Source organism: Cryobacterium sp. TMT4-31 (assembly GCF_004403385.1).
GTDB lineage: Bacteria > Actinomycetota > Actinomycetes > Actinomycetales > Microbacteriaceae > Cryobacterium > Cryobacterium zongtaii.
Genome location: NZ_SOGI01000021.1, coordinates 1 through 25,144, shown reverse-complemented (window position 1 = coordinate 25,144; position 25,144 = coordinate 1). Strand labels below are relative to the sequence as shown.

The window sequence follows — 25,144 nt, the reverse complement described above, 5'->3', positions numbered from 1 at the left end:
GACCGGTAGCCTGTCCCCGTCGGCCCACTCTCCTCGGAGGTTCCCATGCCCCAGCACCTCATCGTCGGAGCCGGCTGGATCGGCGGAGAACTGGCCCGCCAGCTCGTGGCCCGCGGCGACGACGTCACCGTCGCCACCCGCTCCGGCACCGCAGTTCCCGGCGCCATCGCCCGGGTGCTCGACGCGTCGGACCCCGTCGCGTTCTGCCTCGCGGCCGAGCGGATGCAGACCATCTTTCTGTGCACCAATCCTCCGTACCCGGATTGGGCGCGCCGGTGGCCGCCGGTGTTCGCAGCGGCGATCGCCGCAGCATCCGTCTCGGACGCCAACCTGGTGGTGATGGGCAACCTCTACCCCTACGGGTCGCCGGCCGGGCCGATGACCGAGCATTCCCCCGAGACCACGACCGAATCGAAGGGTCTGATTCGCCGTGACGGCTGGCACCGGGTGCGGGATGCGCACGAGCGGGGTGAGATCCGGGCCGTGGAGGTGCGCGCGAGCGATTACTTCGGCGCCGGCGTGAGCGGGACCGCGCATTTGGGCCAGGCGTTCTTCCGCGCGGTCCTGGCCTCTAAGACGGCCAGAGTCGTCGGCCGGCCCGATCTGGTGCACAGCTGGAGCTACGTACCGGACATCGCCGCAACGATGATCGCCGCAGCCGACTACACCGGCACGTGGGGTCGTCTCTGGCACGTGCCGAGCGGCGCCCACAGCCGCACCGACATCGCCGGGCAGCTGAATGCGCGCTATGGCAGCCACGGCACCGTGGCCGGCTACCCCACCTGGATACTGCGCTCACTCGGCATTCCCAGCCCGTTGATGCGCGAGGTGTACAAGTCCAGCTACCAGTTCCAGGTACCGTACGTGATCGACTCCGCCGAGACAGAGCGGGTGCTCGGCGTGGCGGCCACGCCGTGGGATGCGGCGCTGGTCGCCGTGGCCGACAGCTACCGCCGGTAGCAGCCGGTCAGCGGGCGATCGTGTCGATGATGGTGTCGGCCTGCGCCCGCGCCCAGCGTTCGGCGTCGGCGAGGGACTCGAGGGTGAGGTCGCCCTGCGCCTCGTGGGCCTCCACCACCCGCTGCACGGTGTCGACGATGTCGAGGTAGCCGATCCGGCCGGCGTGGAAGGCCAGCACCGCCTGCTCGTTGGAGGCGTTGAACACCGCCGGGTAGGTGGCGCCGGCGCGGCCGACCTGCTTGGCCAGCTCCACAGCGGGGAACGCCTCGTCGTCCAGAGGCTCGAAGGTCCAGGTGTGCGGGGTGGTCCAGTCGATCGGCACACCGACCGCGGCCACCCGGTTCGGCCAGTCCAGGCCCAACGAGATCGGCAAGCGCATGTTCGGCGGCGATGCCTGCGCGATGGTGGAGCCGTCGATGAACTCGACCATCGAGTGGATGAGTGACTGCGGGTGTACGACAACGTCGATGCTCTCGTACGGCACGTCGAAGAGCAGGTGCGCCTCGATGATCTCGAGCCCCTTGTTCACCAGGGTGGCCGAGTTGGTGGTGATGACCAGTCCCATGTCCCAGGTGGGGTGCGCGAGGGCCTCGCGCGGGGTCACGTCGGTCATTTCGGCGCGCGACCGGCCACGGAACGGGCCACCGGAGGCGGTGAGCACCAACCGGCGCACCTCGTCGGCGGTACCGGAACGCAGCGCCTGCGCGATGGCGGAGTGTTCGGAGTCGACCGGCACGATCTGGCCGGGGGCGGCGAGCGCCTTGACCAGGTCGCCGCCGACGATGAGGGATTCCTTGTTGGCCAGCGCCAGCGTGCGGCCGGCCTTGAGCGCGGCGAGGGTCGGGCCCAGCCCGACCGACCCGGTGATGCCGTTGAGCACGACGTCGGCGTCGACATCCCGCACCAGCTGCTCGGCCTCGGCGGCGCCGACGGCGGTGTCGTCGACGTTGAACGCGGCGGCCTGCTCGGCCAACAACGTTCGGTTGCTGCCGGCCGACAGGCCGACCACCTCGAACCGGGTGGGGTTGGCTTTGATGACGTCGAGCGCCTGGGTTCCGATTGAGCCCGTGGACCCGAGAATGATGATTCGCTGCACGCCCCCATGCTAGGCGCACCGCGGATATATGCCCGGTGCGACTTACCTCGCGCTGTAGGGTCGTTGAGTGACCGGAGCCAAGCACGACCCAGCATCCGAACCCGCAACCGTCCCGGAAGCCCCTGCCGAACAGGTGCCCACCACCGACGAAATCGTCGAGATGCCGGTCAAGGCCAAGCGGCCCGGGTTCGTCTACTTCCTCGGATACGGCATCATGGCGCCGATCGCGCGCCTGGTCTTCCGGCCGCGCATCACGGGTAAGGAGAACATCCCCCGCGAGGGCCGGGTGATCCTGGCCAGCAACCACCTGTCGTTCATCGACAGCATCGTCATCCCGCTCACCGCACCGCGGCGCGTGCAGTTCTTGGCCAAGTCCACCTACTTCACCGGCACCGGCTTCAAGGGTTGGGTCTCCCGCCAGTTCTTCACCTCGATCGGTGCGGTCGGCGTGGAACGTGGCGCCGGCCAAGCCGCCCAGGACGCGCTCGACGCCGGCAAGGACATCCTCGACTCCGACAGCGCCTTCGCCATCTACCCCGAGGGCACCCGGTCGTTGGACGGTCGTCTCTACCGCGGCCGCACCGGGGTGGGCTGGCTGGCGCTCACCACGGGGGCCGTCGTGGTGCCGGTGGGCCTGATCGGCACGCAGGAGATCATGCCGGTGGGTTCGAAGATGCCGCGCATCCGCCGCATCAGCGTGAAGTTCGGCGAGCCGATCGACGTGAGCGGGCACGGCACCGCCGACTCGGGACGCGCCCGTCGCAAGGCCACCGACGAGATCATGGCCGCGATCCACGAGCTGACCGGGCAGGAACTGGCACACAGCTACAACGAATCACCGCCGACGACCGTGGTGCAGCGCGTCAAGCGCGCCATCTGGTGGCGCGAACTGCGCTAGCCGCACCGGGCGTCCCCATGGTGTGACGCACGAATACCAGGACGAAGTGCGCAAAAAAGGCAGATATCCGGTTTTTCGTCCTATTAGACTTCCGGATTCCTAACTTCGTGGCGCGCGGGCCCGTGCCCGGATGCGTCTTCGATACGTTGAGGGCATGTCTCACACGGTTTCCCTCATCCGCTCAGCCGACCTGTCCGATGTTGCAGAGTACGCCTACGCCGCCACGGCTCCCGCTGAGGCGCGCCTGATCTTCTTGGCCGGTGCGTGCCCGTTGAACCGCGATGGCAGCACGGTCGGAGTGGGAGATTACGCAGCGCAGGCCGGCAAAGCGATGGAGAACCTGGTTGTCGCGCTGAAGGCGGCGGGAGCCGAGCTCGATAACGTCGTGAGCACCCGGGTTCTTGTGGCGTCGTCCAACCGGAACGACCTCGTCGCCGCGTGGGAGGTCGTCCGTGCGGCATTCGGCCGGCACGACGCGCCGAGCACGCTCATGGGAGTGACCGTGCTCGGGTACCCGGATCAGCTCGTCGAGATCGAAGCCGTCGCGGCCGTGAGCGACTGACGAATGTGCGCGATAGCTGTTGTGGTCGGATTCGGCCGTGCAGCCAGCGGCCTGGTGATCGCGACGGTTCTCGCTTACTTCTACGCCGTCCGCATTGCCCTCGGCGACGGCAACCCATTCGACTACTTCGGCTACTTCACCAATCAGACGAGTCTGCTCGCCAGCCTCATCCTGATCGCTACCGGGGTGCTGGTCGTCCTCGGCCGAAGCGTTCCTCCGGCACTCACCCTCGTGCGAGGAATCATTACGGCGTACTTGCTTGTGGTCGCCGTGATCTACAACCTCCTCGTCCCGGGAACAGGGTCGGCACCGCCGTGGGTGAGCGCCCTCCTCCACCTCGTCTTCCCTCTCCTCGTCGCACTCGACTGGCTGCTCGTCGGCGACCGTCCACGCTTGCCCTGGCGACGGCTCTGGATGCTGCTCCCCTACCCGGTCCTGTGGCTGACCACGGTCCTGATTCGCGGCGTGACCGACGGTTGGGTTCCCTACGGGTTCCTGCTTCCCGAACGCGGGATCGCCTCGCTCATCGTGCACATCGTCGGGCTGCTCGCGGCGATCATCGCCGCGGGCGCACTCGTCTGGGCTGCCAGCCGATCACCCGGCCTCAACGTCCGAGCCGCGGAACTATCGCCGCACCGCGCGTTGAGCGCTCCTTTTCGCCAACGCTCACGATCGCCGGGCTCGGATCATCCGCCGGTGTACATCTCCATGGCCATCTCGTCACCCGACGCGGCGCACGCATCCGACAGCTCTTGCACGGCACTGATCCACTCCGCGGACCCGATTCCGGTCGTTCCCATGGCACCGAGATCAACCATCGGCGCAACGTCCTTCAGCGCGGCGGTCACCGAATAAGAGTTCCGGCAATGATCCGGATCTGTGACAGGACTGCCTTCGCGTTGGCCCGCTCCAGAGTCTCCGGTCGAGCCAGGCAGTCGATGTGCCGCCCCAGGCCGGGGTGAGCGAGCGGACGAAGGACCACCCCCGGATGCTCACGCAAGTCGGTCGTATACCGGGGCATCAGGGCGACGCACCCGCTCGCTTCGACAACCGAAGCAGCAACGGAGAACTCGTTGATCCGGTGCAGGATGCGCGCCTCGCTCCCGCCGATTCCCGCTATCACGGAGAGAGCCTGCTTGAGCGGGAAGCCTTCGTGCACGGCGACCCACGCCTCGTCGAGAAGATCCGCCGGTTCGATCGCAGCCTTCACCGCGAGTGGGTGATCGCGTCGGACAGCGATATCCAGGGGCTCGAACAGAATCGGTTCCACCCGCACCGACCCCGGCCACGACGGGCTGCCGACCAGCCGGTGTGCGAGGACCAGATCATGATCGGCGGTGAGAAGGGGGAATTCTTCCTGAGCCACGTCGAAATCGCTCAGCCGGACATCAGGCAGCTCCGGACTCGCGCACGCGGCTACCAGCGGACCGAAAATCGCCAGGCCCGCGCTGTGGAACGCCACCACTGAAACGGTGCCCAACGGATCGTCTTGGAACAGCTCCACCGCCTGTCGGGCGCGCTCGAGCGCGACTTCCACGTCGATCGCCGCCAGGGCCAGCGCGCGCCCGGCGTCGGTAAGCGCGGTCCGCCGCCCGTCCCTGAACGTCAGCGGGGCGGCAGAGTGGCGTTGCAAGGCGCTGATCTGTTGTGATACCGACGACGGCGTGACGTACAGCGCGGCGGCGACGGCGGCGATGCTGCCCCTGTCGCCCAGCTCTCTTAGTGCGCGAAGCTGACCCAGTTCCATAAGTTCAAACTAAAGCATTCGACATCAAACTCCTCTCTTGTCTTACGCGAGGGGGAACCGGACGATGGTGGAATGCCTGCTCTCCTCCGCCGATTCCACGTCGACCTGCTCCTGCTCCTGGTCGCCGCCTCGTGGGGATCGACCTACCTCGTGGCCAAGGAACTCGTGCAGCAAGAGTCCGTGGTGGCGCTGCTGGCGCTCCGGATGCTGCTCGCCGCAGCCCTCATGGCGGCGATCGTGGCCGCTCGGCGGAACCGGATCACCGCGGCAGAGCTCTGCGCGGGCGTGTTCCTCGGGGCGATCTTGGCCGCCGTGTTCGCGTTCGAAACCTTCGGGATAGCCCACACGTCGGCCACGAACGCCGGGCTCATCATCAGCCTCACGATTGTGTTCACCCCGATTCTGGATTCCGCGGTTTCCGGCCGCCAACTGCCCGGCAGGTTCTTCCTTGCCGCCACGATCGCGATCGGTGGAGTCGCCTTGCTCGCCAGCAACGGCGTGTTCCACACGCCGAGCCTCGGCGACCTGCTCATCCTCGTCGCCGCGATCATTCGCGCCATCCACGTCACCTCGATGTTCACACTCACCGGCAACAAGCCGATGAATTCGCTTCACCTCACGACGGTCCAACTGGCCACCTGCGCGACACTGTTCTCGGCGGCATCCCTGTTCTACGGCGACTCGATCCCGCACTTCCTGGCCAACCTCGACACCGCGCGCGCAGTCCTGTTCCTCTACCTCGTTCTCGCCTGCACAGTCTTCGCGTTCCTGGTACAAACCTGGGCGGTCCGGCGCACCTCGCCCTCCAGAGTGAGCCTCCTCCTCGGAACCGAGCCGATCTGGGCGGCAATCGTCGGAGTTGCGATCGCTCGTGACACCGTGACCCTCCCTGGATACTTCGGTATCGCACTCATTCTGGCGGGTACAGCATGGGGCCGTTCCCTCGAGCAATGGCATCGCCTCGACGAACGCGCAGGGGACGAAGCGTCTCTCAGCGTCGTGGAAAGGTCGCCCAGCCGGGCGGCGGTGTTCGGTGCCTCAGGTTCGGTCGTGGAGGGTGACCTGGTAGCCGTCGGGGTCGGAGAAGGTGAACGTTCGACCGAATGGGCCGTCGATCGGGGCCGAGACGATCGTGTGGCCGTCGGCGACGAGAGCGTCGTGGATGGCCTGGACATCGGTCGCGTGGAGCCAGATCGCGGCGCCGATGCCGGGCTGGGCAACTGACGCGAGGTCGGTGCCGGGAACGAGGTCTCGCAGCGCAAACGCAATCGGGGTCGTTTCAAAAACAACGGCGTGAGGCGGACCCGCCAGCGAGCGGACCAAGCCGAGGTACTGCTCGTAGAACGCCTGCGAAGCGGCGAGATCGCGAGCTTGGAGGGAGATGAAGTCAGGGCCGGTGACAGGCATGGGGATGCTTCTTTCTGTTGCATTTGTGTCAGTTAGCTGACACGGACACTGTATGTCAAAATACTGACATGAGTCAAGACGGAATCGACCTGGAGACGTCACTGGGCTACCTGCTGAAAGAGGCGTCGAGCGCCCTCCGCGCCGCCATGGAAGCAGTACTGCGCCCGCTCGGGATGACCGTGACGCACTACTCCTGCCTCGAATTACTCTCGCAGCGCCCTGGCCTGTCCAACTCCGAGCTCGCGCGAGGAGCGTTCGTGACACGGCAATCGATGAATGTGCTGCTGCAGGCTCTGGAACGAGACGGCTACGTGTCCCGCCCGGCGCAGGCTCGAGTTGGGAAAGTTCTTCCCGCACAGCTCACGCCACGCGGTCGACGAAGCCTCGAGAAGGCGACCGCTATGGTTCGATCCGTCGAGGTCAGGATGCTGGGCGGCCTGACGCCGGAAGAGCAGTCCGATGCGCACAACATCCTGCAGAGCATGATCCGTTCTTTGCGCAACGACGACGAGGGTGGAACGTAACCTCACGGTTCGGGCGGATCGGTGTACTCATCGTCAGCAATAGACATCGAAGTGCCCGCTGCCAAGGGGCCGTTGCAGACTCCGTGCACGAATGCCCAGCTGCCGCGGCGGCACGGGGCACCCACCCAGCCGACGTCCGTAAACTGGGGGCATGTCTTCTTCCTTCTCGGTCAGCCAGGAGCGCAAGCTCGTCACCGCCCTCCCGGGCCCACGGTCAATCGCGCTGCAGGAACGACGCGTTCGCGCCGTGTCTGCCGGTGCCGGCACTCTTGCCAACATCTACATGGACCACGGCGCGGGAGCGATCCTGGTGGACGTGGACGGCAACCAGATCATCGACCTGGGTTGCGGCATCGGTGTGACCACCATCGGCCACGCGAACCCGGAGGTCGCCGCAGCCGCCGCCGCACAGGCCGGCAAACTCACCCACACCCTCTTCACCGTCACCCCGTACGAGAACTACGTGCGCGTCGCCGAGAAGCTCGCCGAGATCACCCCCGGTGACTTCGAGAAGCACTCGATCCTGGTCAACACCGGAGCCGAAGCCGTGGAGAACGCGGTGAAGATCGCCCGCAAATACACCGGCCGCCGCGCCATCGTGAGCCTGGACCACGCGTTCCACGGCCGCACCAACCTCACCATGGCGATGACCTACCGTCCGTGGCCGGAGCGCGTGGGCATGGGCCCGTTCCCCGGTGAGATTTACAGCGTGCCCACCAGCTACCCCTACCAGGACGGTCTGTCCGGCGAAGAAGCGGCCGAGAAGACCATCGACTACATCCAGACCCACATCGGTGCGTCGGAAATCGCGGCGTTCTTCGTCGAGCCGATCCAGGGCGACGGCGGCATCGTCATCCCCGCTCCCGGCTACTTCAAGCGTCTGAGCGAGTTCTGCACCGAGAACGGCATCGTCTTCGTCTCCGACGAGATCCAGGCCGGCATCGCCCGCACCGGCGCCTGGTACGCCATCGAGCACCACGGCGTCGTCCCCGACCTGGTCACCACGGCCAAGGGCATCGCCGGCGGATTCCCGCTCGCCGCCGTCACCGGCCGCGCCGAGATCATGGATGCCGTGCAACCCGGCGGCATCGGCGGAACCTTCGGCGGCAACCCGGTTTCGACCGCGGCGGCCCTGGCGGTGTTCGACATCATCGAGCGCGACAACCTGCTCGACGAGGCCAAGCGCGTGGAGAAGGCCCTCTGGGCCCGCATCGGCGACTGGGCAGACAAATTCGACATCGTCGGCGATGTACGCGGCAAGGGCGCCATGTTCGGCGTTGAGCTTGTGCACCCCGGCACCAAGAAGCCGTTCCCCGAGGCTCTCGCGTTCGTGCTCAAGCACGCCACCACCAATGGCGTCATCGTGCTGGATGCCGGCAGCTGGGACTCCGTGCTGCGGATCATGCCGTCGGTGGTCATCTCCCAGGCCCTCATCGACGACGCCGCCTCGGTGCTCGAAGAGGCCCTCACCCTGTTCGCGGCCACCCAGAAGTAAGCGCCGCACCTCGCGAAAGCGGTCCAGTGGTCACCTCCGCTTTGCGGAGGAAGCCACAGGGCCGCTTTCGCGGTTTAAGCGGGCGGGCTTAGAGCAGCGAGGCCGGCTCGGCGATGATGATGATTGGTTCGTGACCGACGGGAAAATTGACCGACGCCGCGATGAAGCAGGCCTTGGACGCCTCGGAGTGCAGGGACTGAGCCAGCTCCGCCTGGTCCGGGTCGGCAATGGTGACCCGGGGACGCAGGGTGGCGGCGGTGAAGTGGCCACCGCCATCCGCCGTCTGCGCCATGGTGCCGATGGCGTCGTCGGAATAGCCGACCACGACCACCCCGTGTCTGGCGGCCACGTGCAGATACGAGAGCAGGTGGCACTGGCTGAGCGCTCCCAGCAGCAGCTCCTCGGGGTTCCACCGGTCGGCATCGCCGTGGAAGGTGCGGTCGGCCGAGCCGGCGATCGGTTCCTTGCCCGACGAGGTGAGAAGGTGGTCGCGGCCGTACGCCCGATAGCTGCTGGTGCCGGTGCCGCGGTTGCCCGTCCAGTGGATCTGCACGGCATAGTGATGTACACCGATCATGGCGTCTCCTTCGGGTTTCACGCTTACTGGTAATTCTCGCAGGGAATGGCCCGGCTGCTCGCTGGTGCGGGCGGTAAACTGGCGCGATCATGACTGACACGCTGACTGATTCCGCTGCCGCATCCACCCCCTCGTCCCCGGTCTACACGGTGACCCAGGAACGCAAGATCGTGACGGCCATCCCCGGCCCGCGATCCACGGAGATGCACCAGCGACGCCTCGCCGCGGTTTCCACCGGCGTCAGCTCCGCTCTGCCGGTCTACATCAAGAAGGCCAGCGGCGCGATCATCGTCGACCTCGACGACAACCAGTTCATCGATCTGGGCGCCGGCATCGGCGTGACCACGGTCGGCCACTCGGAAACCAGCGTCGTCGCCGCCGCGACCGGCCAGCTGAACGACTTCGTGCACACCCTGTTCACCATCACGCCGTACGAAGAGTACGTGCGCGTCGCCGAGCTGCTCGCCGCGCACACCCCCGGCAGCTTCGCCAAGAAGACCGTGTTGATCAACTCGGGCGCCGAAGCTGTGGAAAACGGCGTGAAGATCGCCCGCAAGTACACCGGCCGTCGCGCCGTGGCCGTGCTCGACCACGCGTACCACGGCCGCACCGTGCTCACCATGGCGATGAACTACAAGGCCGCCCCGTACGCCACCGGCTACGGCCCGCTGGCCGGCGACGTCTACCACGCCCCCAGTTCGTACCCGTATCACGACGGCCTCAGCGGCGCCGAAGCCGCCGCCCGCACCATCGCGTACCTGGAGAAGGTCATCGGCGCCAGCGACCTGGCCTGCCTGGTCGTGGAACCCATCCAGGGTGAGGGTGGCTTCATGGTTCCCGCCGAGGGTTACCTGCCGCTGCTGCAGGAATGGTGCACCGCGAACGGCGTCGTGATGATCGCCGACGAGATCCAGAGCGGCATGGCTCGCACCGGCGCTTACTTCGCCAGTGAGCACTTCGGCTGGGAGCCCGACCTGGTGCTGATCGCCAAGGGCATCGCCGGCGGCATGCCCCTGGCCGCCGTGACCGGCCGCGCCGAGATCCTCGACGCGTCGCAGCCCGGCGGGCTCGGCGGCACCTTCGGCGGCAACCCCGTCGCCTGCGCCGCCGCGATCGCGGTATTCGAGGCGATCGAGAACAACAACCTCCTCGCCGAGGGCCAGCGCATCGAGAAGACCCTCCGCGCCGGCCTGACCGCCTTGGCGGACAAGCACGACATCATCGGCGACATCCGCGGCCGCGGCGCCATGATCGCCATCGAGCTCGTGCAGCCCGGCACCCAGACCACGACCAAGGCACCCAACGCCGCCGCGGTCACCGCGATCGCCGCCTACGCGGCGCAGCACGGCGTGCTGCTGCTCACGGCCGGCACCTACGGCAACGTACTGCGGTTCCTGCCCAGCCTGGCCGTGACGGATGCCCTGCTGACCGACGCCCTGTCGGTCATCGACGACGCGATGGCGACGCTGTAATCGTGACCACGCCGACCTCTCCTGCCGCCTTCGGTGCCGCAGCGCCCTCCACCTCAGGCACCATCGAAGTGATCGACGCCGTCGAACTGGCCGTCGTGGAACGCTCCGGCTTCATCGAGTCCCGCCACGCGGGCGCCGCCGTCGTGCTCGGCACTGACGGCGCCGTTCTGCGCGCCCTCGGCGATGTGAACGCCCCGGTGTTCCCGCGCTCGTCGATGAAGCCGTTCCAGGCCATCGCGGTGATGGCCAGCGGCGTGGTGCTGCGCGGTGAGGATGCCGCGATCGCGACGTCCAGCCACTCCGGCACCCAGAAGCACACCGACCTCGTGCGGGGCCTGTTGGCCCGCGCCGGGCTCTCGGAGGCCGACCTCGGTTGCACGCCCACCTGGCCGGGCGACTCGGGTACCCGCGACTCGCTGGTGCGCCAGGGCGCCGGCCCCGCCCCGATCTACTCGGACTGCTCGGGCAAGCACGCGGCGATGCTCGTTGCCTGTGTGCAGAATCACTGGCCGGTCACCGGGTACCTGGACACCGAACATCCGCTGCAGAAGCGCATTCTCGACGTCGTCGAGCGGTTCACCGGCGAGCGTCCGGCCGCGACCGGCGTCGACGGCTGCGGCGCCCCGGTGCACGCGCTGTCATTGACGGCCCTGGCCCGCGGCATCGCCCGTATCGCCACGTCGAAGTCCAGCTCACCGTTCGCCATCTACCGCGAGGCCGGGTTCCTGGCCGAGGCGGTACGGGAAAACGGCTGGGTGATCGCCGGACCCGGATTGCCGGACTCGATCGCGATCGAGCGCCTAGGTCTGTTCGTCAAGGGCGGGGCAGAGGGCATCATGGTGGCCTCGGCCGAGAACGGCACCACGGTGGCGTTGAAGATCCTCGACGGCAACCTGCGCGCGGCCACCGTCGTCGCGCTGAGCCTGTTGGCGGATGCCGGCGCGGTGCCTCGAGCCGACATCGATGCGATCATCCCCGAACTGAAGGTCGCCGTGCACGGTGGTGGCCAGCCGATCGGCCAGATCCGCGCCAGCTACGTCTAGGGACGCTCAGTCTCGTCGGCTTCCTGCGCCATCGCCAGCGAAGACGCCCCCGGCACCCACTGCACGTCACCGTGCTCGGCGTTCGCACCCCTGGCCAGCACGAACATCAGGGTCGATAGCCGGTTCAGATAGCGCGCGCACAGCGGGTTGACCGTCGTGGGGTGCGCTTCCACGGCGGCCCAAACCGTGCGTTCGGCGCGGCGCACGACGGCCCGCGCCTGATAGAGCAGCGACGCGGCGACGGTGCCGCCGGGAAGCACGAAGCCGCTGAGATCGGTGGCCTGCTGCTCGAAATGGTCGACGGCGCGTTCGAGGCGGGTGAGGTGCGATTCGCTGATTCGTGCGCTCACGGCACGTGGGTCGTCCAGCGGTACGGCGAGGTCGGCGACCAGATCGAACAGGTCGTTCTGCACGCTGGCGAGGGTGGACGTCACCTCGATCGGGAGGTTACCCACGGCCATCACCACGCTCACGGCAGCGTTGGCCTCATCGCAGTCTTCGTAGGCGGCGACGCGCACGTCGGTCTTGGCGACGTCGCCGTGCCGCCCGAAGGTGGTGCGCCCCGAATCCCCCCTCCCGGTGTACAGCGCCGGTCCGGCAGTTTCGAGATCGTCGAGATCAGCCATAGCGGCAACTATAGTAATGTCCCCCGCATCCGCGTAGCGTTGAGGGACGTCGCGAGCAGTTTTTTTGCGCTTCTCAAACCTGTTCGCACCGAGCATCGATCGACGAGTGTTCGATCAGCGAGGACGGACATGTCCAAGGACCCTTCAGACGACAGCATCGAGGCCGCGCTCGGCGACGCGGTCAGTGAACCCGCCCGCACCGGCTGGGCCACCGTCGACAAAACCGTCTTCGGCGTCTCCGCAGGCATCATCGTGGTGGTCTGCCTGCTTGGGGTGCTGTTCACGCAGACCGTGGGCGACGCCGCCGCATCCGCTCTGGGCTGGGTCACCGGCAACCTGGGCTGGCTGTTCATTCTCGGGGCGTCGGGCTTCGTCATCTTCGCGCTGGTGCTGGCCTTCGGCCGGTACGGCAGCATCCCGCTCTCACGGGAAGGGCAGGGCACCGAGTTCTCGACGCTCTCCTGGGTGTCGATGATGTTCAGCGCCGGCATGGGAATCGGCCTGATGTTCTACGGCGTCTTTGAACCGGTCACCCATTTGGCGTCGCCGCCGCCCTTCGTCGACGCGGCAGCGAACAGCCCGGATGCCGCCAACGCGGCCATGGCGTACACATTTTTCCACTGGGGACTGCACCCCTGGGCCATTTACTCGGTGGTGGGCCTGGCCCTGGCGTACTCGACCTACCGGATGGGCCGCGGCAACCTGATGAGCGCACCGTTCCAGGCCATTTTCGGCAAGGACCGGATCGAGACCAAGGGCTGGGGCAAGCCGATCGACATCCTGGCGATCATCTGCACCAAGTTCGGGTCGGCGACCTCGCTCGGTCTCGGCGCCCTGCAGATCGCCGCTGGGATCTCGTTGCTGAGCACCGGCACGTTCTCCGACGACCCGGGCACCGCCTTGCCGATCATCATCATCTGCGTGCTGACCGTGGGTGTGGTGTTCTCCGCCGCGAGCGGCCTTGCGAAGGGGATCAAATGGCTCAGCAACACGAACATGGTGCTCTCCGCCGTGCTCCTGCTGTTCGTCTTCGTGGTCGGACCGACCGTGTTCATCCTGAATCTGCTGCCGTCGGCCATCGGTGCGTACCTGGCCGACCTTGTTCCCATGAGCTTCCACTCGGCGGTGTTCGGCGGCAGCGACTGGCTGGCCAGTTGGACGATCTTCTACTGGGCCTGGTGGATCTCCTGGACCCCGTTCGTGGGCACGTTCATCGCCAGGATCTCCCGCGGCCGCACCATTCGCGAGTTCGTTCTTGGGGTGCTCCTGGTGCCGACGGCGGTCAGTATCCTCTGGTTCGTGGTCTTCGGCGGGGCCGGGCTGCACTTGCAACTGAACGGTGTCGACATCGCCGGCACCGGCAGCGAGGCGGCGGGGTTCTTCGCGGCACTGCAGCAGTACCCGTTCTTCATCGGCTCGGCCCTGGTGGTGATGGTGCTCACCGCGGTGTTCTTCGTCAGCGGGGCGGATGCCGGTGCCCTCGTGCTCGGGACGCTCTCGAGTCGCGGCCGCAAGGAGCCCTGGAAGCCCCTGGTGATCTTCTGGGCGGTGCTCACCGGCGCCGTCGCCGCGGTGCTGTTGTTCGTGGGCGGGCTGGGCGCTCTGCAGACCTTCACGATCCTGGCGGCAAGCCCGTTCGTGGTTATCATCGTGGGCCTGTGCGTATCGCTGTATGTCGACCTGCGCCGCGACCCGTTGCGCCAGCGCACCCTCGGGCCGGTGCGCACCTCGTCGGAGGTGCTCGGCTCGGTGCCGTTCACTCGGCCGGCCACCGACGGCGACGGCCCGCCACCGGATGCCTCGCCGCCACCACCCGGCAACAGGTCCGGCTAATCGAGGCGGGCCTGTCGCTTGGCCCGGGCTGCGGCGGACACCTGCGCGGTCACGACAATCACCAGCGCCAGGATGAACACCGCAGACGCGATCACGTTGGCCTCCGCCGGGATGCCCCGCGACGCCGAAATGTAGATGTACTTCGGGAAGGTGGTCACGGCCCCGGAGTTGAAATTGGTGATGATGAAGTCGTCGAAGCTCAGCGCGAACGACAGCAGCGCGGCGGCGAGGATTCCCGGCAGCAGCAGCGGGAAGGTGATCCGGGCGAACACCTGGCCTGGCGAGCCGTACAGGTCCCGGCCGGCCTCCTCGAGCGCCGGGTCCAGGCCGGCGACGCGGGCCTTCACCGTCACGACCACGAAGCTGATGCAGAACATCGTGTGCGCCAGGATGATCGTGAGCATGTCCTTGGGCACGCCGAGCGAGAGAAACTGCGCGGCCAGCCCGGCACCGAGCACCACCTCGGGGGTCGCCATCGGCAGGAACAGCAACAGGCTGGTACTGGAGCGAAACCTGAATCTGTAGCGCACCAGGGCGATCGCAATCATGGTGCCGAGGATCGTGGCGATCAGCGTGGCTGCCAGACCGATGATCAGGCTGTTGCCGAAGGCCTGGCACACGGCGCCGTTCTGCACCGCGCAGACGTTCAGCCATTTGTCGAGGGTGAAGCCGCGCCAGGTGATGTTGGACTTCAGCGAGTCGTTGAACGAAAAGATGAAGGTGTACACGATCGGCACCATCAGGAAGATCAGCGCGAGCGCCGTGTACAGCGGCAGCAGCCACTTGCCGAGCGAGAGACGACTCACAAGAGCTCCTCGGTTCCGCTTCTCTTCACGTAGACGCCCACGATCACGAGGATCACGGTCATCAGGATGATCGACAGCGATGCCGCCGCGGGATAGTTCAGCAGCACCAGGAAGTTGGCCTCGATCACGTTGCCGATCATCTGGGTGTCCGCCCCGCCGAGGAAGTCGCGACTGGCATTGATGTAGTCGCCGGCTGCGGGGATGAAGGTGAGCAGGGTACCCGCCACGATGCCGGGCATCGACAGCGGGATGGTGACGGTGCGGAAGGTGTGGAACCCGCTGGCGTACAGGTCGTTGCCGGCCTCGAGGTAGCGCAGGTCCAGCCGCTCCAGGGTGGTGTAGAGCGGCAGGGTCATGAACGGGATGAAGTTGTAGGTCAGGCCGAAGATCACCGAGAACGCGGTGCCGGTGAGATGGGCGTCGGGGGCCAGCAGCGAGACGGCCTTCAGCGAGGTGACGAGGAACGATTCGTCGGAGAGCAGCTGCTTCCAGGCCAGCGTGCGCAGCAGGAAGCTGATGAAGAACGGTGCGATCACGAGCACCAGCATCAGGCTCTGCAGCAGCGGCCAGCGCCGGGCGGTGACGCCGATGAAGTACGCCAGCGGGTAGCTGAACAGCAGCGCCAGGACCGTGGCGATGAGCGCATAGCCGAACGAGCGCAGGATGTGCGGCCAGTACTGGCCGATCACCTCGACGTAGTTCTCCCAGCGGAACGCGTAACTGTACATGCCGATGTCACCGAACTCGCTCGGCGCCTGCAGCGAGGTGAGGATCAGCGACACCAGCGGAGCCAGGAAGAACAACACCAGATAGAGGATGCCCGGCAGCAGCAGGAGCAGCGCCACCGGACTGCGGCGGCGCTGCGGCGCATCCGTTGGCGCGGCGGCGGTGCTGGCGAACGCGGCGAAGGCCATCTAGGCCTCCTCGAGCTCCGTGACGAGAGCGGCGCGACGCTGTGCGGCGATGCTCTTGGTGCTGGTGTCGGCGACGAACCTGGGGTCCGGTGCGACGGGGTCGTCGTCGAGGCCGAAGCCGTGCTCGACGTTCCAGGTCACCCATACCTCGTCCCCTTCGCCCTCGACCGGCCCGAAGGAACGGTTCTGTTCGAAGACGATCAGGACACCGACGCCGGGCACGCTCACGAGATATTGGGTGCTCACACCGGTGAAGGACACATCCGTCACCCGGCCCGGGCCCATCACATTGTGGCCGGAGTCGTGGACCGGTTTGTCCCGGTGCAGGGTGAGTTTCTCCGGGCGCACCCCGATGGTGACGTCGCCGGCGTGGCGGTGCGAGCGGGTCTTGGGCACCACGATGCTGCGACCGGCGATGTCCACGGCGATGGACGTGCTGGTCTCCCCCACCACGGGCCCGGTGAAGAGGTTGGACTGGCCGAGGAAGTTCGCCACGAACGCGGTCCGGGGGAGCTCGTAGAGCTGCTCCGGCGCGCCCAGCTGCTCGATCCGGCCCTTGTTCATCACCGCGATGGTGTCGGCCATGGTCATGGCCTCCTCCTGGTCGTGGGTGACATGCAGGAACGTGAGACCGACCTCCTCCTGGATGGTCTTGAGCTCAAGTTGCATCTGCCGGCGCAGCTTGAGGTCCAACGCACCGAGCGGCTCGTCGAGCAACAGCAGCGCGGGCCGATTCACGATCGCCCGGGCCAGCGCCACCCGCTGTTGCTGGCCGCCGGAGAGTTGCACGGGCTTGCGCGCGGCCAGGTGGTCCAGTTCGACCAGCCGGAGCGCCTCATGCGCCTTGCCGAGGGCATCCGTGATCTGGCGCCGTCGCAGCCCGAAGGCCACGTTTTCGAGCACCGTCATGTGCGGGAAGAGCGCGTAACTCTGGAAGACGGTGTTCACCGGCCGCTGGTAGGCCTTTTGGGCGGTGACGTCAGTTCCGCCGATCAGGATGCGGCCGCCGGTGGGGTCTTCCAGTCCGGCCACCAGGCGCAGGGTGGTGGTCTTGCCGCAGCCCGACGGGCCGAGCAGGGCGAAGAACGAGCCGGCGGGAATGACGAGGTCCAGGTGTTCGATGGCGGTGAAGCCGGGGAAGCGTTTCTGGATGCCGACCAGCTCGAGGTCGGCACCCCGGTCGGCGAACGCGCCGCTTGGCACGGTTCAGGCTCCCAGCAGGATGCTCTGGAACTGCGCGCCGTAGGTTTGTTCCTCGGCGCCGGTGAGGGTGCGGAACACCTTGGCCTTGGCGAGGGTGGCGTCATCGGGGAAGATCAGCGGGTTCTCGGCGAGCTCGGGGTCGATCTCCATGGCCGCCTCCCTGGCGCCGGCGACGGGGGTGATGTAGTTCACGTACGCGGCGACCTCGGCGGCGACGGCCGGGTCGTAGTAGTAGTTGATCAGGGCTTCGGCGTTGGCCTTGTGCGCTGAACCGATCGGCACCACGAAGTTGTCGTTCCAGATGGTGCCGCCCTTCTCCGGTACCACGAAGCCCCACTTGTCGCCGTTCTCGGCATTGAGTTGCACGATGTCGCCCGACCAGACGATGGCCGCGAGGCTGTCGCCGTTGACGAGATCTTCCTTGTAGGAGTTGCCCTTGATGTTGCGCACCTGGCCGTCACTGACCTGCTTCTTGAGCACGTCGATCGCGGCGGTGAACTCGTCGTCGCCCCAGTCGCCGGCGATGTCGACGCCCGCATCGAGCATGATCAGGCCCATGGTGTCGCGCATCTCGGAAAGCACGCCGACACGGCCCTTGAGCTCGGGAGTGTTCCACAACTCCTCGACCGAGCCGATGCCGCCGGGGAGCTTCTCCTTGTTCCAGCAGATGCCCGCGAAGCCGCCCTGCCACGGCACCGACAGCGCCCGGCCGGGGTCGAAGTCCACGTTCTTGAGGGTGGGCAGCAGGTTGGTCAGGTTGGGGATGTTCGCGTGGTCGAGTTCCTGCAGGTAGCCGAACCTGGCGAGCCGGCCGACCATCCAGTCGGTCAGGCAGACGGTGTCGGCGCCGATGTCCTTGCCGAGGGCGAGTTGGTCTTTGACCTTGCCGTAGTAGGTGTTGTTGTCGTCCACGGCCTCGGTGTAGTTCACCGTGATGCCGGTCTCGGCGGTGAAGGCAGCCAGGGTCGGGTAGTCCCCGGCGTCGTCCACGTCGATGTACAGCGCCCAGTTGTCCCAGCGCAGCGTCTTCTCGCTCTCGGACGCGTCGGCCGCCGCTGTCGGTTGCGCCGCACTGCCGGTCGAACACGCGGCGAGCGCCAGTGCCGCCGCTCCTGCCCCCGCGCCGGTGAGGAGCGCGCGCCGGCCCAGCTGGGCCTGCCTGGCCTGGCGGACGAGCTGCTGGATCATCGGGTCTGCGGGTATCGGCCTGGGCGACATGGACGGTCTCCTTGCATTCTTCAGCGGCGTCGAAAGGCGTCGGGAACGCCCCGGCCCGCTGCGTGACGAGTGGACCGATAGTGGCACAGTCGACACCGAACGCGCCATAAAATGATCAAAACGTTAACATTCCTGCAATTTTCAACCGATTTCGTCGCTGTCGCTCGGTCGTTGCGTTCGGGATCGACGATCCAGCCACAGTAGGCTGCTCCCAGGCTGGCCCCCACCAGACTGTCCCCACCAGGCTCAGGAGCGTCATGCGAGTTGCAGTCCCCCGCGAGATCAAAAACAACGAGTTCAGGGTCGCGATCACCCCGGCCGGCGTCCACGACCTGGTGCTCCACGGGCACGAGGTGCTCGTCGAGACCGGTGCGGGCGTCGGCTCATCGATCACGGACGCGCAGTACCGCTCCGCCGGAGCCACGATCATGCCTGACGCCGCATCCACCTGGGCCGGGGCCGAGTTACTGCTCAAGGTGAAGGAGCCCGTGCCCAGCGAGTACGGCTACTTCAGGCCCGATCTCGTACTCTTCACCTACCTGCACCTGGCCGCGGAGGCCGGCCTCACCCAGGCGCTCCTGACGGCCGGGGTCACCGGCATCGCCTACGAGACCGTGCAGCTGCCCAGCCGGGCACTGCCCCTGTTGGCGCCCATGAGCGAGGTCGCCGGCCGGCTGGCTCCGATCGTCGGCGCGAACGCCATGCTCAAGCCCAACGGCGGGCCCGGCCTGCTCGTGCCGGGTGTGCCGGGCACTCACCCGGCCAGGGTCACGATTCTCGGCGGCGGGGTCGCCGGAACCGCCGCCATGCAGGTGGCAATCGGCCTGGGCGCCGAGGTCACGGTTTTGGACACCAACCTCTTCCGTCTCCGCGAACTGGATGCCCTGTACTACGGGCGGGTGAAGACCATCGCGTCGAACGCGTTCGAGATCGACACGGCGCTCGTGCAGTCCGACCTGGTGATCGGGTCCGTGCTGATCCCGGGCGCCAAGGCGCCCAAACTGGTCAGCAACGAGCTGGTGTCGCGGATGAAGCCGGGCAGCGTTCTCGTGGACATCGCCGTCGACCAGGGCGGCTGCTTCACCGACACCCACGCCACCACACACACCGAGCCCACCTTCACCGTGCACGGGTCGCTGTTCTACTGCGTGGCCAACATGCCGGGGGCGGTGCCGAGCACGTCAACCTACGCCCTCACCAACGCCACCCTGCCCTACGTGCGGGCGATCGCGAACCTCGGCTGGCTCGAGGCTCTTCGCTTCGACGCCGCGCTGGCGCTGGGATTGAACACCCACGCCGGTGTTCTGACGAACGCGCCGGTCGCCGCCGCCAACACCTTGCCGTTCCGGCCTCTCGCCGAGGTGCTCGCCTAGGCGGCTGCCTGCCCCGACCTACGGCACCGTGACCCTGTGCACGGTGCCGTCAGGGCGCAGCAGCCAGCCCCGCGAACCGGCCGGAGCCAGCGGCGGCGGCAGGTCGCGCCGGCGGGTCAGCAGGCGGTAGTCGGCCAGGCTGGCGCCGTCGAAGACCAGCGGAGCCACGCCGCGCAACCCGGTCAGCAGCGACCAGTGCGCCTGCCAGGTGTCTGCGTCGCCCACCAGCACGGTGCCGGCGGCGACGTCGGAGACCACCAGGCGATCCTCCCGGGCTCCGACCGACGGGTGAGCGCCGAGCAGCACGACGTGCGGGAAGGCCGGCGAAGCGGCAGCCCGGATGGCTGCGGCGGTTCGTGCGGCGGACCCCGCGACAACGAGCAGCACACGGGTGGACGCGCTGGTGTCGTCCAGCGCGGACGGGACGACGGCCGGCTCGTAACCGTGCCCGGCGGGCTCGGCGAGCATCAGCTGGATTCGCGCACCCCGCCAGCGCCCGCCCCCTGGCGGCACGGTTTCGTCGTAGCTCGCTGCCGATTCTCCCACAGCCTGGTGCTCGTACACGCTGGGCAGCCGCAGCACCAGGCGGCTCTGGCACAGGGCGGGCAGGGCCTGCAGCGCCCCGGTGAGCCGTTGCCCGGTGACCACCAGGTGCAGCCCGCCCTGGCCGCCGTCACGAAGGAGTCCGGTGAGCAGGTCGACGGCTGCCGCACGGTGTTCTTCGCCCCACCGGGCGAGCACGGCGTCGATGTCATCGAAGAGCAGCAGCCGGCTTTCCGGCCCGGCGTCGTGTCGCCGGCCACCCGCCGGTGCAAGGCCGGCCGGGCCGTCCAGTGCGGCCCTCGCCCGCACCAGGGCGTCCCAAGTGCCCTCGACATCGGCCGGGATGAGGTCGATCCGATGCGGGGCCTGGGCGGCGATCGCGGCCAGCAGTGTCGACTTACCCGTTCCCGCACCTCCCACCACCAGCAGGTGCCCGTCGGCCCGTGGGTCGTACCCGGCCACGGCGTAGCGCTGCTGCTCCGGCTCATCGATCAGTCCCAGCACGAACGGCGGCGGCGGACCCTCGGCGGCGAGCGCGGCGACCTGGGCCGGCGTGACCAGCCGAGGGAGCGGGTCCAGCCAGGGCCGCCGCGGCGGGTCTGCGGAAGCTGGTGCGCCGTTCAGGACCGCCTGGATGTCGGCGTGGGTCGTCGTGGCCACCTGGCAGGTTTGCGCGGGCGCCGACCCGCTGCGCACCACGCATCGGCCAGGCCGGCCGGCGTCGATCCGGGCGGCGGCATCCGACCCGATCACGGCCAGGCTGTCGGCGGCGTTGTTCACCCGTAGCGAGAGCCGCAGACTGCAATTGGACAGCAGGGCGTCACGCGCCACGCCGGCGGGTCGCTGCGTGCACAGCACCAGGTGCACGCCCAATGACCGGCCCCGGGCGGCGATGTCCACGAACTGTGCGTGCAGCGTGGGAAAGGCGTCCAGCATGGTGGCGAATTCGTCGATCACGATGATCAGGCGCGACAGACGCCCGGCGCTGCGCGGGTCGGTGATGTCACGGCCGCCGGCGTCACGGAGCACCCGTTCCCGGTGCCGCAGCTCAGCGGCGAGGCTGCCCAGGGCCCTGAGCGCCTCGCGGTCGTCGAGATCGGTGATCAGCCCCACGCAGTGCGGCAGCTCCCGCACGAAGTCGAATGCCGCCCCGCCCTTGAAGTCGACGAGCAGGAAGGTGACCTGGCTCGGCGGATACCGGGCGGCCAGCGCTGCCACCCAGGTCACCAGGAGTTCGCTCTTGCCGCTGCCCGTCGTGCCGCCCACGAGGGCGTGCGGCCCATCGGCCACGAGGTCCACACTCAGGGGTCCCCGCTCCCCCACCCCGATGACGCAGGCGAGGCCGGCCGGCGTATCGAGGGGGTGGTCGGCTCCCCCATCGGGGTCAGTAGCCCACTGAGAACACAACGGTGCGAAGGCGACGGTCTCCGGCAGCGCGTCCCCCGAGTCGACCACGCCGGCCGCCTCGGCCGCACGGCGGAGCATCGCACCGAATCCGGCGGTCTGCTGTTCAGCCACCAGGTGCGGCACGAAGTGCAGCGCGGCCGGACTCCCTCCCAGCCGCACGAGTTCAGCGTCGCTCGCCCCGTCCACCCGCACGATGGTCGCGCACCCTGGCGGGAGAGCGGCGCCGGTTTCGGCGAGCGCGATCCGGAAATCGGTGTCGGATCCCCCGGACGGACCGGACTGACCGGGCCGGGCCGGGCCGGCTGGCGTGCCCCCGGTGATCGTGAGCCACCGGGCCGGGGACACCGCCGACCGGTGCGGGAGGCCGGCCGCCCAGGCCCAGTCGTCGCCGGCCGGAATCCGGATGCCCAGGGCGCGGGGGCTGAGCTGGCCGACCAGTTGCACCACCAGGCTGCGGGCCAGCGACCTGACGACCAGGCCGGGTCCGACCAGCCCGATGCTGCCGGCCGGGTCCACGGTGATGGGGGCGCCGGTCAGGACCGCCGCCCTGGCCCGCAACTCGCGCTGCTCGGCGCTGGCACCGCCCTCCAGGCGCAGGCCGCTGGGGACCGGTCCGGCCCCGAGCACCAGAGCGGCCGTCGCCGGATCGGCCCAGCGGGTCGGGTCGTGGGCGTCGCCGAGCATCCGGTGCGCCGCGGGTGCGGCACGCCAGGCATCGCGCCGCAGCCGGGCGAGGCTCTGGTCGACGGTATCCTCCGCCTCGGCCATCCGGGTCGCGTAGCCGGCGGCGTCCCTGCGGCGTTGCCGAGATCCGGACCGGCGCCCGTCGACGAGCCCCGCGACGGCGATGATGGGGCTGAGGACCGCGAAGACGAGCACCAGCGCCGATCCGGTGATCGCCCAGATCAGTCCGGCGGCAATCAGGGGTGCCACGCAGGCGATGAGCGGAAAGCCGGGGCGTCCGGGTGGCACGGGCGGGGTCGGCAGCCGGATCGGGTCGATGGTAGGCGGCTCGGGGGCGACGGTCATGTCTCCAGCACACCCGAACGGCCGGCCGGGACGACCGATGCGGCGGTCCCGGTGCAGAACGCGGGAACCGACCGGGGTGTGGAGGAGCGGCGAGGCCTTAGAGCACCATGAAGAACTGGTCGCCGATCTCGACCCTGGCACCCCGGCCCACCAGATACCGCCGGCCCGGCTCGCAGCGCAGCGCCGGCGCCGGCGCCCGCCGCACGACGGTGCCGTTGCCGGAGAACCTGTCGTTGACCCAGAACTCGCCGTCGTGCTGGCCGAATTCGAGGTGGCTCTTGGACACCGACATGCCCAGGTCGGTGATTTGGATCAGGTGGTCGAACTGTTCCGACGGCTGGGGCAGCGGGCGGCGGCCGATGAGACCACTGCCGCGCACCGAAACGGTTTCGCCGGTGCTGAACTGCAGGGTGTACCGTGCGGGCTGCGACTTCTCGGCCGGTGCCGCCGCGTGAGCGCCGGCGGGGCGAACGGTCGGGGGCCCGCCATCGGCCGGCTGGTCATCGGCAGGGCCGTTACCCGCCGGCCACCACGGCACCGAGATCACCGTGGTGCGGGGTGCGAGCGGCTGGATAATGGTGGTGTCGCTGGGGCGCGGGTCGGCGCGCTTGCGGGTGATGGGGGTCGCCGAGGTCGAGCTGCCGCAGCCGCCGCAGAACATTGCGCCTTCTGGCAGGTGCGCCCCGCAAATTTGGCAGTTCACTGACCCGGTCCCTTCGTGCTCTCGCGAGCTCCCCACAGCCTGCGCCTGCGCCGGCCATCCCGCCCGGCAGTTCTCTTAGCGTAGCGACCGAATGACCGCACCGAGATGACCGCGCGCAGGCGGTCCCGACGGTTGAGTCCGGCCCGCAGGCCATTCTGCAGCTCCCGCACCGACACCCAGATGCCGTCAGGGTCGATCTCCGCCGCCCCGTCGGGAGCGAAGACGGCCCGGTCCACCTCCCGGGCCAGCCAGAGAGCGCGCACTCCGCCGACGGATCGGGCCAGCTCGGTGCGGGTCGCCAGGGGCGGCACGAACAGGCCGTGATCGGTCACGCTGTCGGCGAATTCCCGCCAGCCACCCACGATGCGGTCGATCGGCCGGTGGGCCAGACGGCGCTGTCGGCGACGCCGCCACTTGGCGACAACGATGCCGAGCAACGGTGCGGCGAGAAGGCCGAACCCGAGCAGGGACCAGGCCGCTATGCTCACGATCAGCCTGACCACAGCCCAGAACGGGTCGGCAGCGGCGGGCGGGTCGGTGGTCTGGCTTTCCGGCTGGCTGGGCTCGGGTTGTTCGGCGGTCTCCGGCACCGGCGGGGGCAGCACGGTCTGCGGGCGGGAGATCGGAGCGGGGTCGTCGGGTTGGCGGGCCGGGATCTCCCGGACGGGCGGGTTGGGATCCAGCGCCACCCAGCCGTCGGCCTGGGTCTGCACCTCGATCCACGCCGAGGCGTCGGCGCCGGTCACCGGGGCGGTAGCACCCTCCGCGGCGGGTACAAAGCCCACCACCACCCGCGCCGGAAAGGCGATCTGCCGGGCCATCAGAGCCGCCGTGACCGCGTATTGTTCGGCATCGCCGAGCATCGGCTGGTCCTGCAGCAGCTCGTCGATGCGGTCAACACCGTGCCCGGACCGGCTGACGGGTTCCCCGGCGGTGCCGTGGCTGACGTATCCGGTCGTGGCCAGGAAGTAGAGCACGGCCTGCAGGCTCTGGCCCGGCGTGTCGCCCGGCCGCAGGACACCGGCCAGGGTTTCTTCGAGGCCGTCGGGCAGCACCGCGGCGGGCGGTAGGACCGCGGAGCCGGGCCGGGCATCTGCCAGGTCACCGACGAGAGTGGGCACGACGGCGGTGCTGGTGTAGCTGTCGCCCTCCTCCAGGCCGGTGACCACGGCGGCGGTCCCACCGAGGTCGTTGTACACGAACGACTCCTGGCGGGCGGCCGCGGTGGCGCCGGTGAACTCGATCTGTTCCAGCGCTCCGACGCCGGGCACCCAGACGCCGTCGTACTCCCGGATCGACACCGACAGGGAGACCTCGTCGCCGCGCACGGCACTCTGGTCGAGACGGTAGGGCAGCCTGGTGAAGGTGCCGGAGTCCGGCCCCGCCGCATCCGCGGTGCCCACCGAATACACCACCCCGTCGTAGTCGTCGAGGGTTGCCAGCCGGATGCGCCCGCCGGCCGGGAGCCCCTCGACCTCGAAGAGCACGGTGTCGGCGAGGTCCGGCTGCTGGTAGTTGCGGAACGCGGACAGCGGACTCGGGTAGGCGCGGGCGTCGAAAGGCGCCACCACTCGGGTGCGCAGCACGTCCCTGGCCGCGGTGGGCGGCAGGGCGACGGCGGCGACGGTGCCGGCCAGGACCGCCACCGTCAGCCCGAGAGCCGCGACGACCACGGACCGGGCCGCGCCCATCCGCCGGTCGGCCGCCG

The 25,144-nt window shown here is 68.4% G+C and carries 22 protein-coding genes and 1 pseudogene; 11 read left to right on the top strand and 12 right to left on the bottom strand.

All coding sequences use genetic code 11. From position 1 onward, the window contains the following. Window positions 1–45 precede the first annotated feature (45 nt). Window positions 46–960, top strand: a complete 915-nt coding sequence (locus tag E3T19_RS04925) for an NAD-dependent epimerase/dehydratase family protein (protein WP_088455492.1) — start codon at window positions 46–48, stop codon at window positions 958–960. A gap of 7 nt (window positions 961–967) precedes the next feature. Here E3T19_RS04925 and E3T19_RS04920 read toward each other — a convergent pair whose 3' ends face one another. Further along, window positions 968–2,056, bottom strand: a complete 1,089-nt coding sequence (locus E3T19_RS04920; protein WP_088455491.1) for a 1-deoxy-D-xylulose-5-phosphate reductoisomerase — start codon at window positions 2,054–2,056, stop codon at window positions 968–970. A gap of 160 nt (window positions 2,057–2,216) precedes the next feature. On the opposite strand from E3T19_RS04920, the gene E3T19_RS04915 reads away from it, so the two are divergent. From E3T19_RS04915 to E3T19_RS04905, 3 genes are all read left to right on the top strand, one after another. Beyond that, window positions 2,217–2,954: a 1-acyl-sn-glycerol-3-phosphate acyltransferase gene (locus E3T19_RS04915; protein ID WP_088457900.1), complete on the top strand. Its 738-nt coding sequence runs from the start codon at window positions 2,217–2,219 to the stop codon at window positions 2,952–2,954. 154 nt (window positions 2,955–3,108) lie between these two features. Continuing rightward, window positions 3,109–3,516, top strand: a complete 408-nt coding sequence (locus tag E3T19_RS04910) for a RidA family protein (RefSeq protein ID WP_134408239.1) — start codon at window positions 3,109–3,111, stop codon at window positions 3,514–3,516. A 21-nt stretch (window positions 3,517–3,537) separates the two neighbouring features. Then, a complete protein-coding gene (locus tag E3T19_RS04905) occupies window positions 3,538–4,371 on the top strand; it encodes a Pr6Pr family membrane protein (protein WP_241980022.1) in 834 nt (277 codons plus the stop codon). Here the strand turns inward: E3T19_RS04905 and E3T19_RS04900 are convergent. Next, a complete protein-coding gene (locus E3T19_RS04900; protein WP_103479711.1) occupies window positions 4,361–5,263 on the bottom strand; it encodes a LysR family transcriptional regulator in 903 nt (300 codons plus the stop codon). The two genes, E3T19_RS04905 and E3T19_RS04900, sit on opposite strands and share 11 nt — an antisense overlap. 72 nt (window positions 5,264–5,335) lie before the next feature. Between E3T19_RS04900 and E3T19_RS04895 the strand changes: the two are divergent. Further along, a pseudogene (locus E3T19_RS04895) lies at window positions 5,336–6,181 on the top strand (DMT family transporter); the annotation flags it as partial. 120 nt (window positions 6,182–6,301) lie between these two features. On the opposite strand, the gene E3T19_RS19325 reads toward E3T19_RS04895, so the two are convergent. Then, a complete protein-coding gene (locus E3T19_RS19325) occupies window positions 6,302–6,670 on the bottom strand; it encodes a VOC family protein (protein WP_088455485.1) in 369 nt (122 codons plus the stop codon). A 68-nt stretch (window positions 6,671–6,738) separates the two neighbouring features. On the opposite strand from E3T19_RS19325, the gene E3T19_RS04885 reads away from it, so the two are divergent. Continuing rightward, entirely contained in the window at window positions 6,739–7,194 is a 456-nt protein-coding gene (locus E3T19_RS04885; protein WP_103479709.1) for a MarR family winged helix-turn-helix transcriptional regulator, read from the top strand. Window positions 7,195–7,345: 151 nt separating this feature from the next. Then, a complete protein-coding gene (locus E3T19_RS04880; protein ID WP_103479708.1) occupies window positions 7,346–8,689 on the top strand; it encodes an aminotransferase class III-fold pyridoxal phosphate-dependent enzyme in 1,344 nt (447 codons plus the stop codon). Between the two features lie 88 nt (window positions 8,690–8,777). On the opposite strand, the gene E3T19_RS04875 is transcribed toward E3T19_RS04880, so the two are convergent. Next, on the bottom strand, window positions 8,778–9,266 hold the full coding sequence (locus E3T19_RS04875) for an OsmC family protein (protein ID WP_088455482.1): 489 nt from the start codon (window positions 9,264–9,266) through the stop codon (window positions 8,778–8,780). Window positions 9,267–9,355: 89 nt separating this feature from the next. Here E3T19_RS04875 and gabT point away from each other — a divergent pair, with 89 nt between their 5' ends. Then, the gene (gene gabT / locus E3T19_RS04870; protein ID WP_088455481.1) at window positions 9,356–10,738 is read left to right on the top strand and encodes a 4-aminobutyrate--2-oxoglutarate transaminase; all 1,383 of its coding nucleotides are present in this window, start codon (window positions 9,356–9,358) and stop codon (window positions 10,736–10,738) included. A 2-nt stretch (window positions 10,739–10,740) separates the two neighbouring features. Continuing rightward, window positions 10,741–11,781 (top strand): asparaginase, encoded by a 1,041-nt coding sequence (locus tag E3T19_RS04865; protein ID WP_088455480.1) that lies wholly within the window; start codon window positions 10,741–10,743, stop codon window positions 11,779–11,781. On the opposite strand, the gene E3T19_RS04860 is transcribed toward E3T19_RS04865, so the two are convergent. Beyond that, on the bottom strand, window positions 11,778–12,407 hold the full coding sequence (locus tag E3T19_RS04860; protein WP_103459611.1) for a cob(I)yrinic acid a,c-diamide adenosyltransferase: 630 nt from the start codon (window positions 12,405–12,407) through the stop codon (window positions 11,778–11,780). The genes E3T19_RS04865 and E3T19_RS04860 overlap by 4 nt on opposite strands. A gap of 129 nt (window positions 12,408–12,536) precedes the next feature. Between E3T19_RS04860 and E3T19_RS04855 the strand changes: the two genes are divergently transcribed. Further along, entirely contained in the window at window positions 12,537–14,240 is a 1,704-nt protein-coding gene (locus E3T19_RS04855) for a BCCT family transporter (protein WP_134408237.1), read from the top strand. On the opposite strand, the gene E3T19_RS04850 is transcribed toward E3T19_RS04855, so the two are convergent. The 4 genes from E3T19_RS04850 to E3T19_RS04835 are packed head-to-tail and all read right to left on the bottom strand — an operon-like array spanning window position 14,237 to window position 18,381. After that, a complete protein-coding gene (locus tag E3T19_RS04850; RefSeq protein ID WP_241980021.1) occupies window positions 14,237–15,046 on the bottom strand; it encodes an ABC transporter permease in 810 nt (269 codons plus the stop codon). The genes E3T19_RS04855 and E3T19_RS04850 overlap by 4 nt on opposite strands. Next, a complete protein-coding gene (locus E3T19_RS04845) occupies window positions 15,043–15,960 on the bottom strand; it encodes an ABC transporter permease (RefSeq protein WP_088455477.1) in 918 nt (305 codons plus the stop codon). Before E3T19_RS04845 ends, E3T19_RS04850 begins: the two co-directional genes overlap by 4 nt. Beyond that, window positions 15,961–17,163: an ABC transporter ATP-binding protein gene (locus E3T19_RS04840; protein WP_088455476.1), complete on the bottom strand. Its 1,203-nt coding sequence runs from the start codon at window positions 17,161–17,163 to the stop codon at window positions 15,961–15,963. A gap of 3 nt (window positions 17,164–17,166) precedes the next feature. Continuing rightward, a complete protein-coding gene (locus tag E3T19_RS04835; RefSeq protein ID WP_103479706.1) occupies window positions 17,167–18,381 on the bottom strand; it encodes a spermidine/putrescine ABC transporter substrate-binding protein in 1,215 nt (404 codons plus the stop codon). Window positions 18,382–18,638: 257 nt separating this feature from the next. Between E3T19_RS04835 and ald the strand changes: the two genes are divergently transcribed. After that, the gene (ald, locus tag E3T19_RS04830) at window positions 18,639–19,754 is read left to right on the top strand and encodes an alanine dehydrogenase (protein ID WP_103459615.1); all 1,116 of its coding nucleotides are present in this window, start codon (window positions 18,639–18,641) and stop codon (window positions 19,752–19,754) included. Window positions 19,755–19,772: 18 nt separating this feature from the next. Here ald and E3T19_RS04825 read toward each other — a convergent pair whose 3' ends face one another. The 3 genes from E3T19_RS04825 to E3T19_RS04815 all read right to left on the bottom strand — a co-directional run. Then, window positions 19,773–22,733 (bottom strand): FtsK/SpoIIIE domain-containing protein, encoded by a 2,961-nt coding sequence (locus E3T19_RS04825; protein ID WP_134408236.1) that lies wholly within the window; start codon window positions 22,731–22,733, stop codon window positions 19,773–19,775. Window positions 22,734–22,830: 97 nt separating this feature from the next. Continuing rightward, window positions 22,831–23,436 (bottom strand): FHA domain-containing protein, encoded by a 606-nt coding sequence (locus E3T19_RS04820; protein ID WP_088455472.1) that lies wholly within the window; start codon window positions 23,434–23,436, stop codon window positions 22,831–22,833. Further along, window positions 23,433–25,144: transglutaminase-like domain-containing protein (locus tag E3T19_RS04815; RefSeq protein ID WP_134408235.1), on the bottom strand; the 1,712-nt coding region annotated here is incomplete at its 5' end. The genes E3T19_RS04820 and E3T19_RS04815, both read right to left, overlap by 4 nt.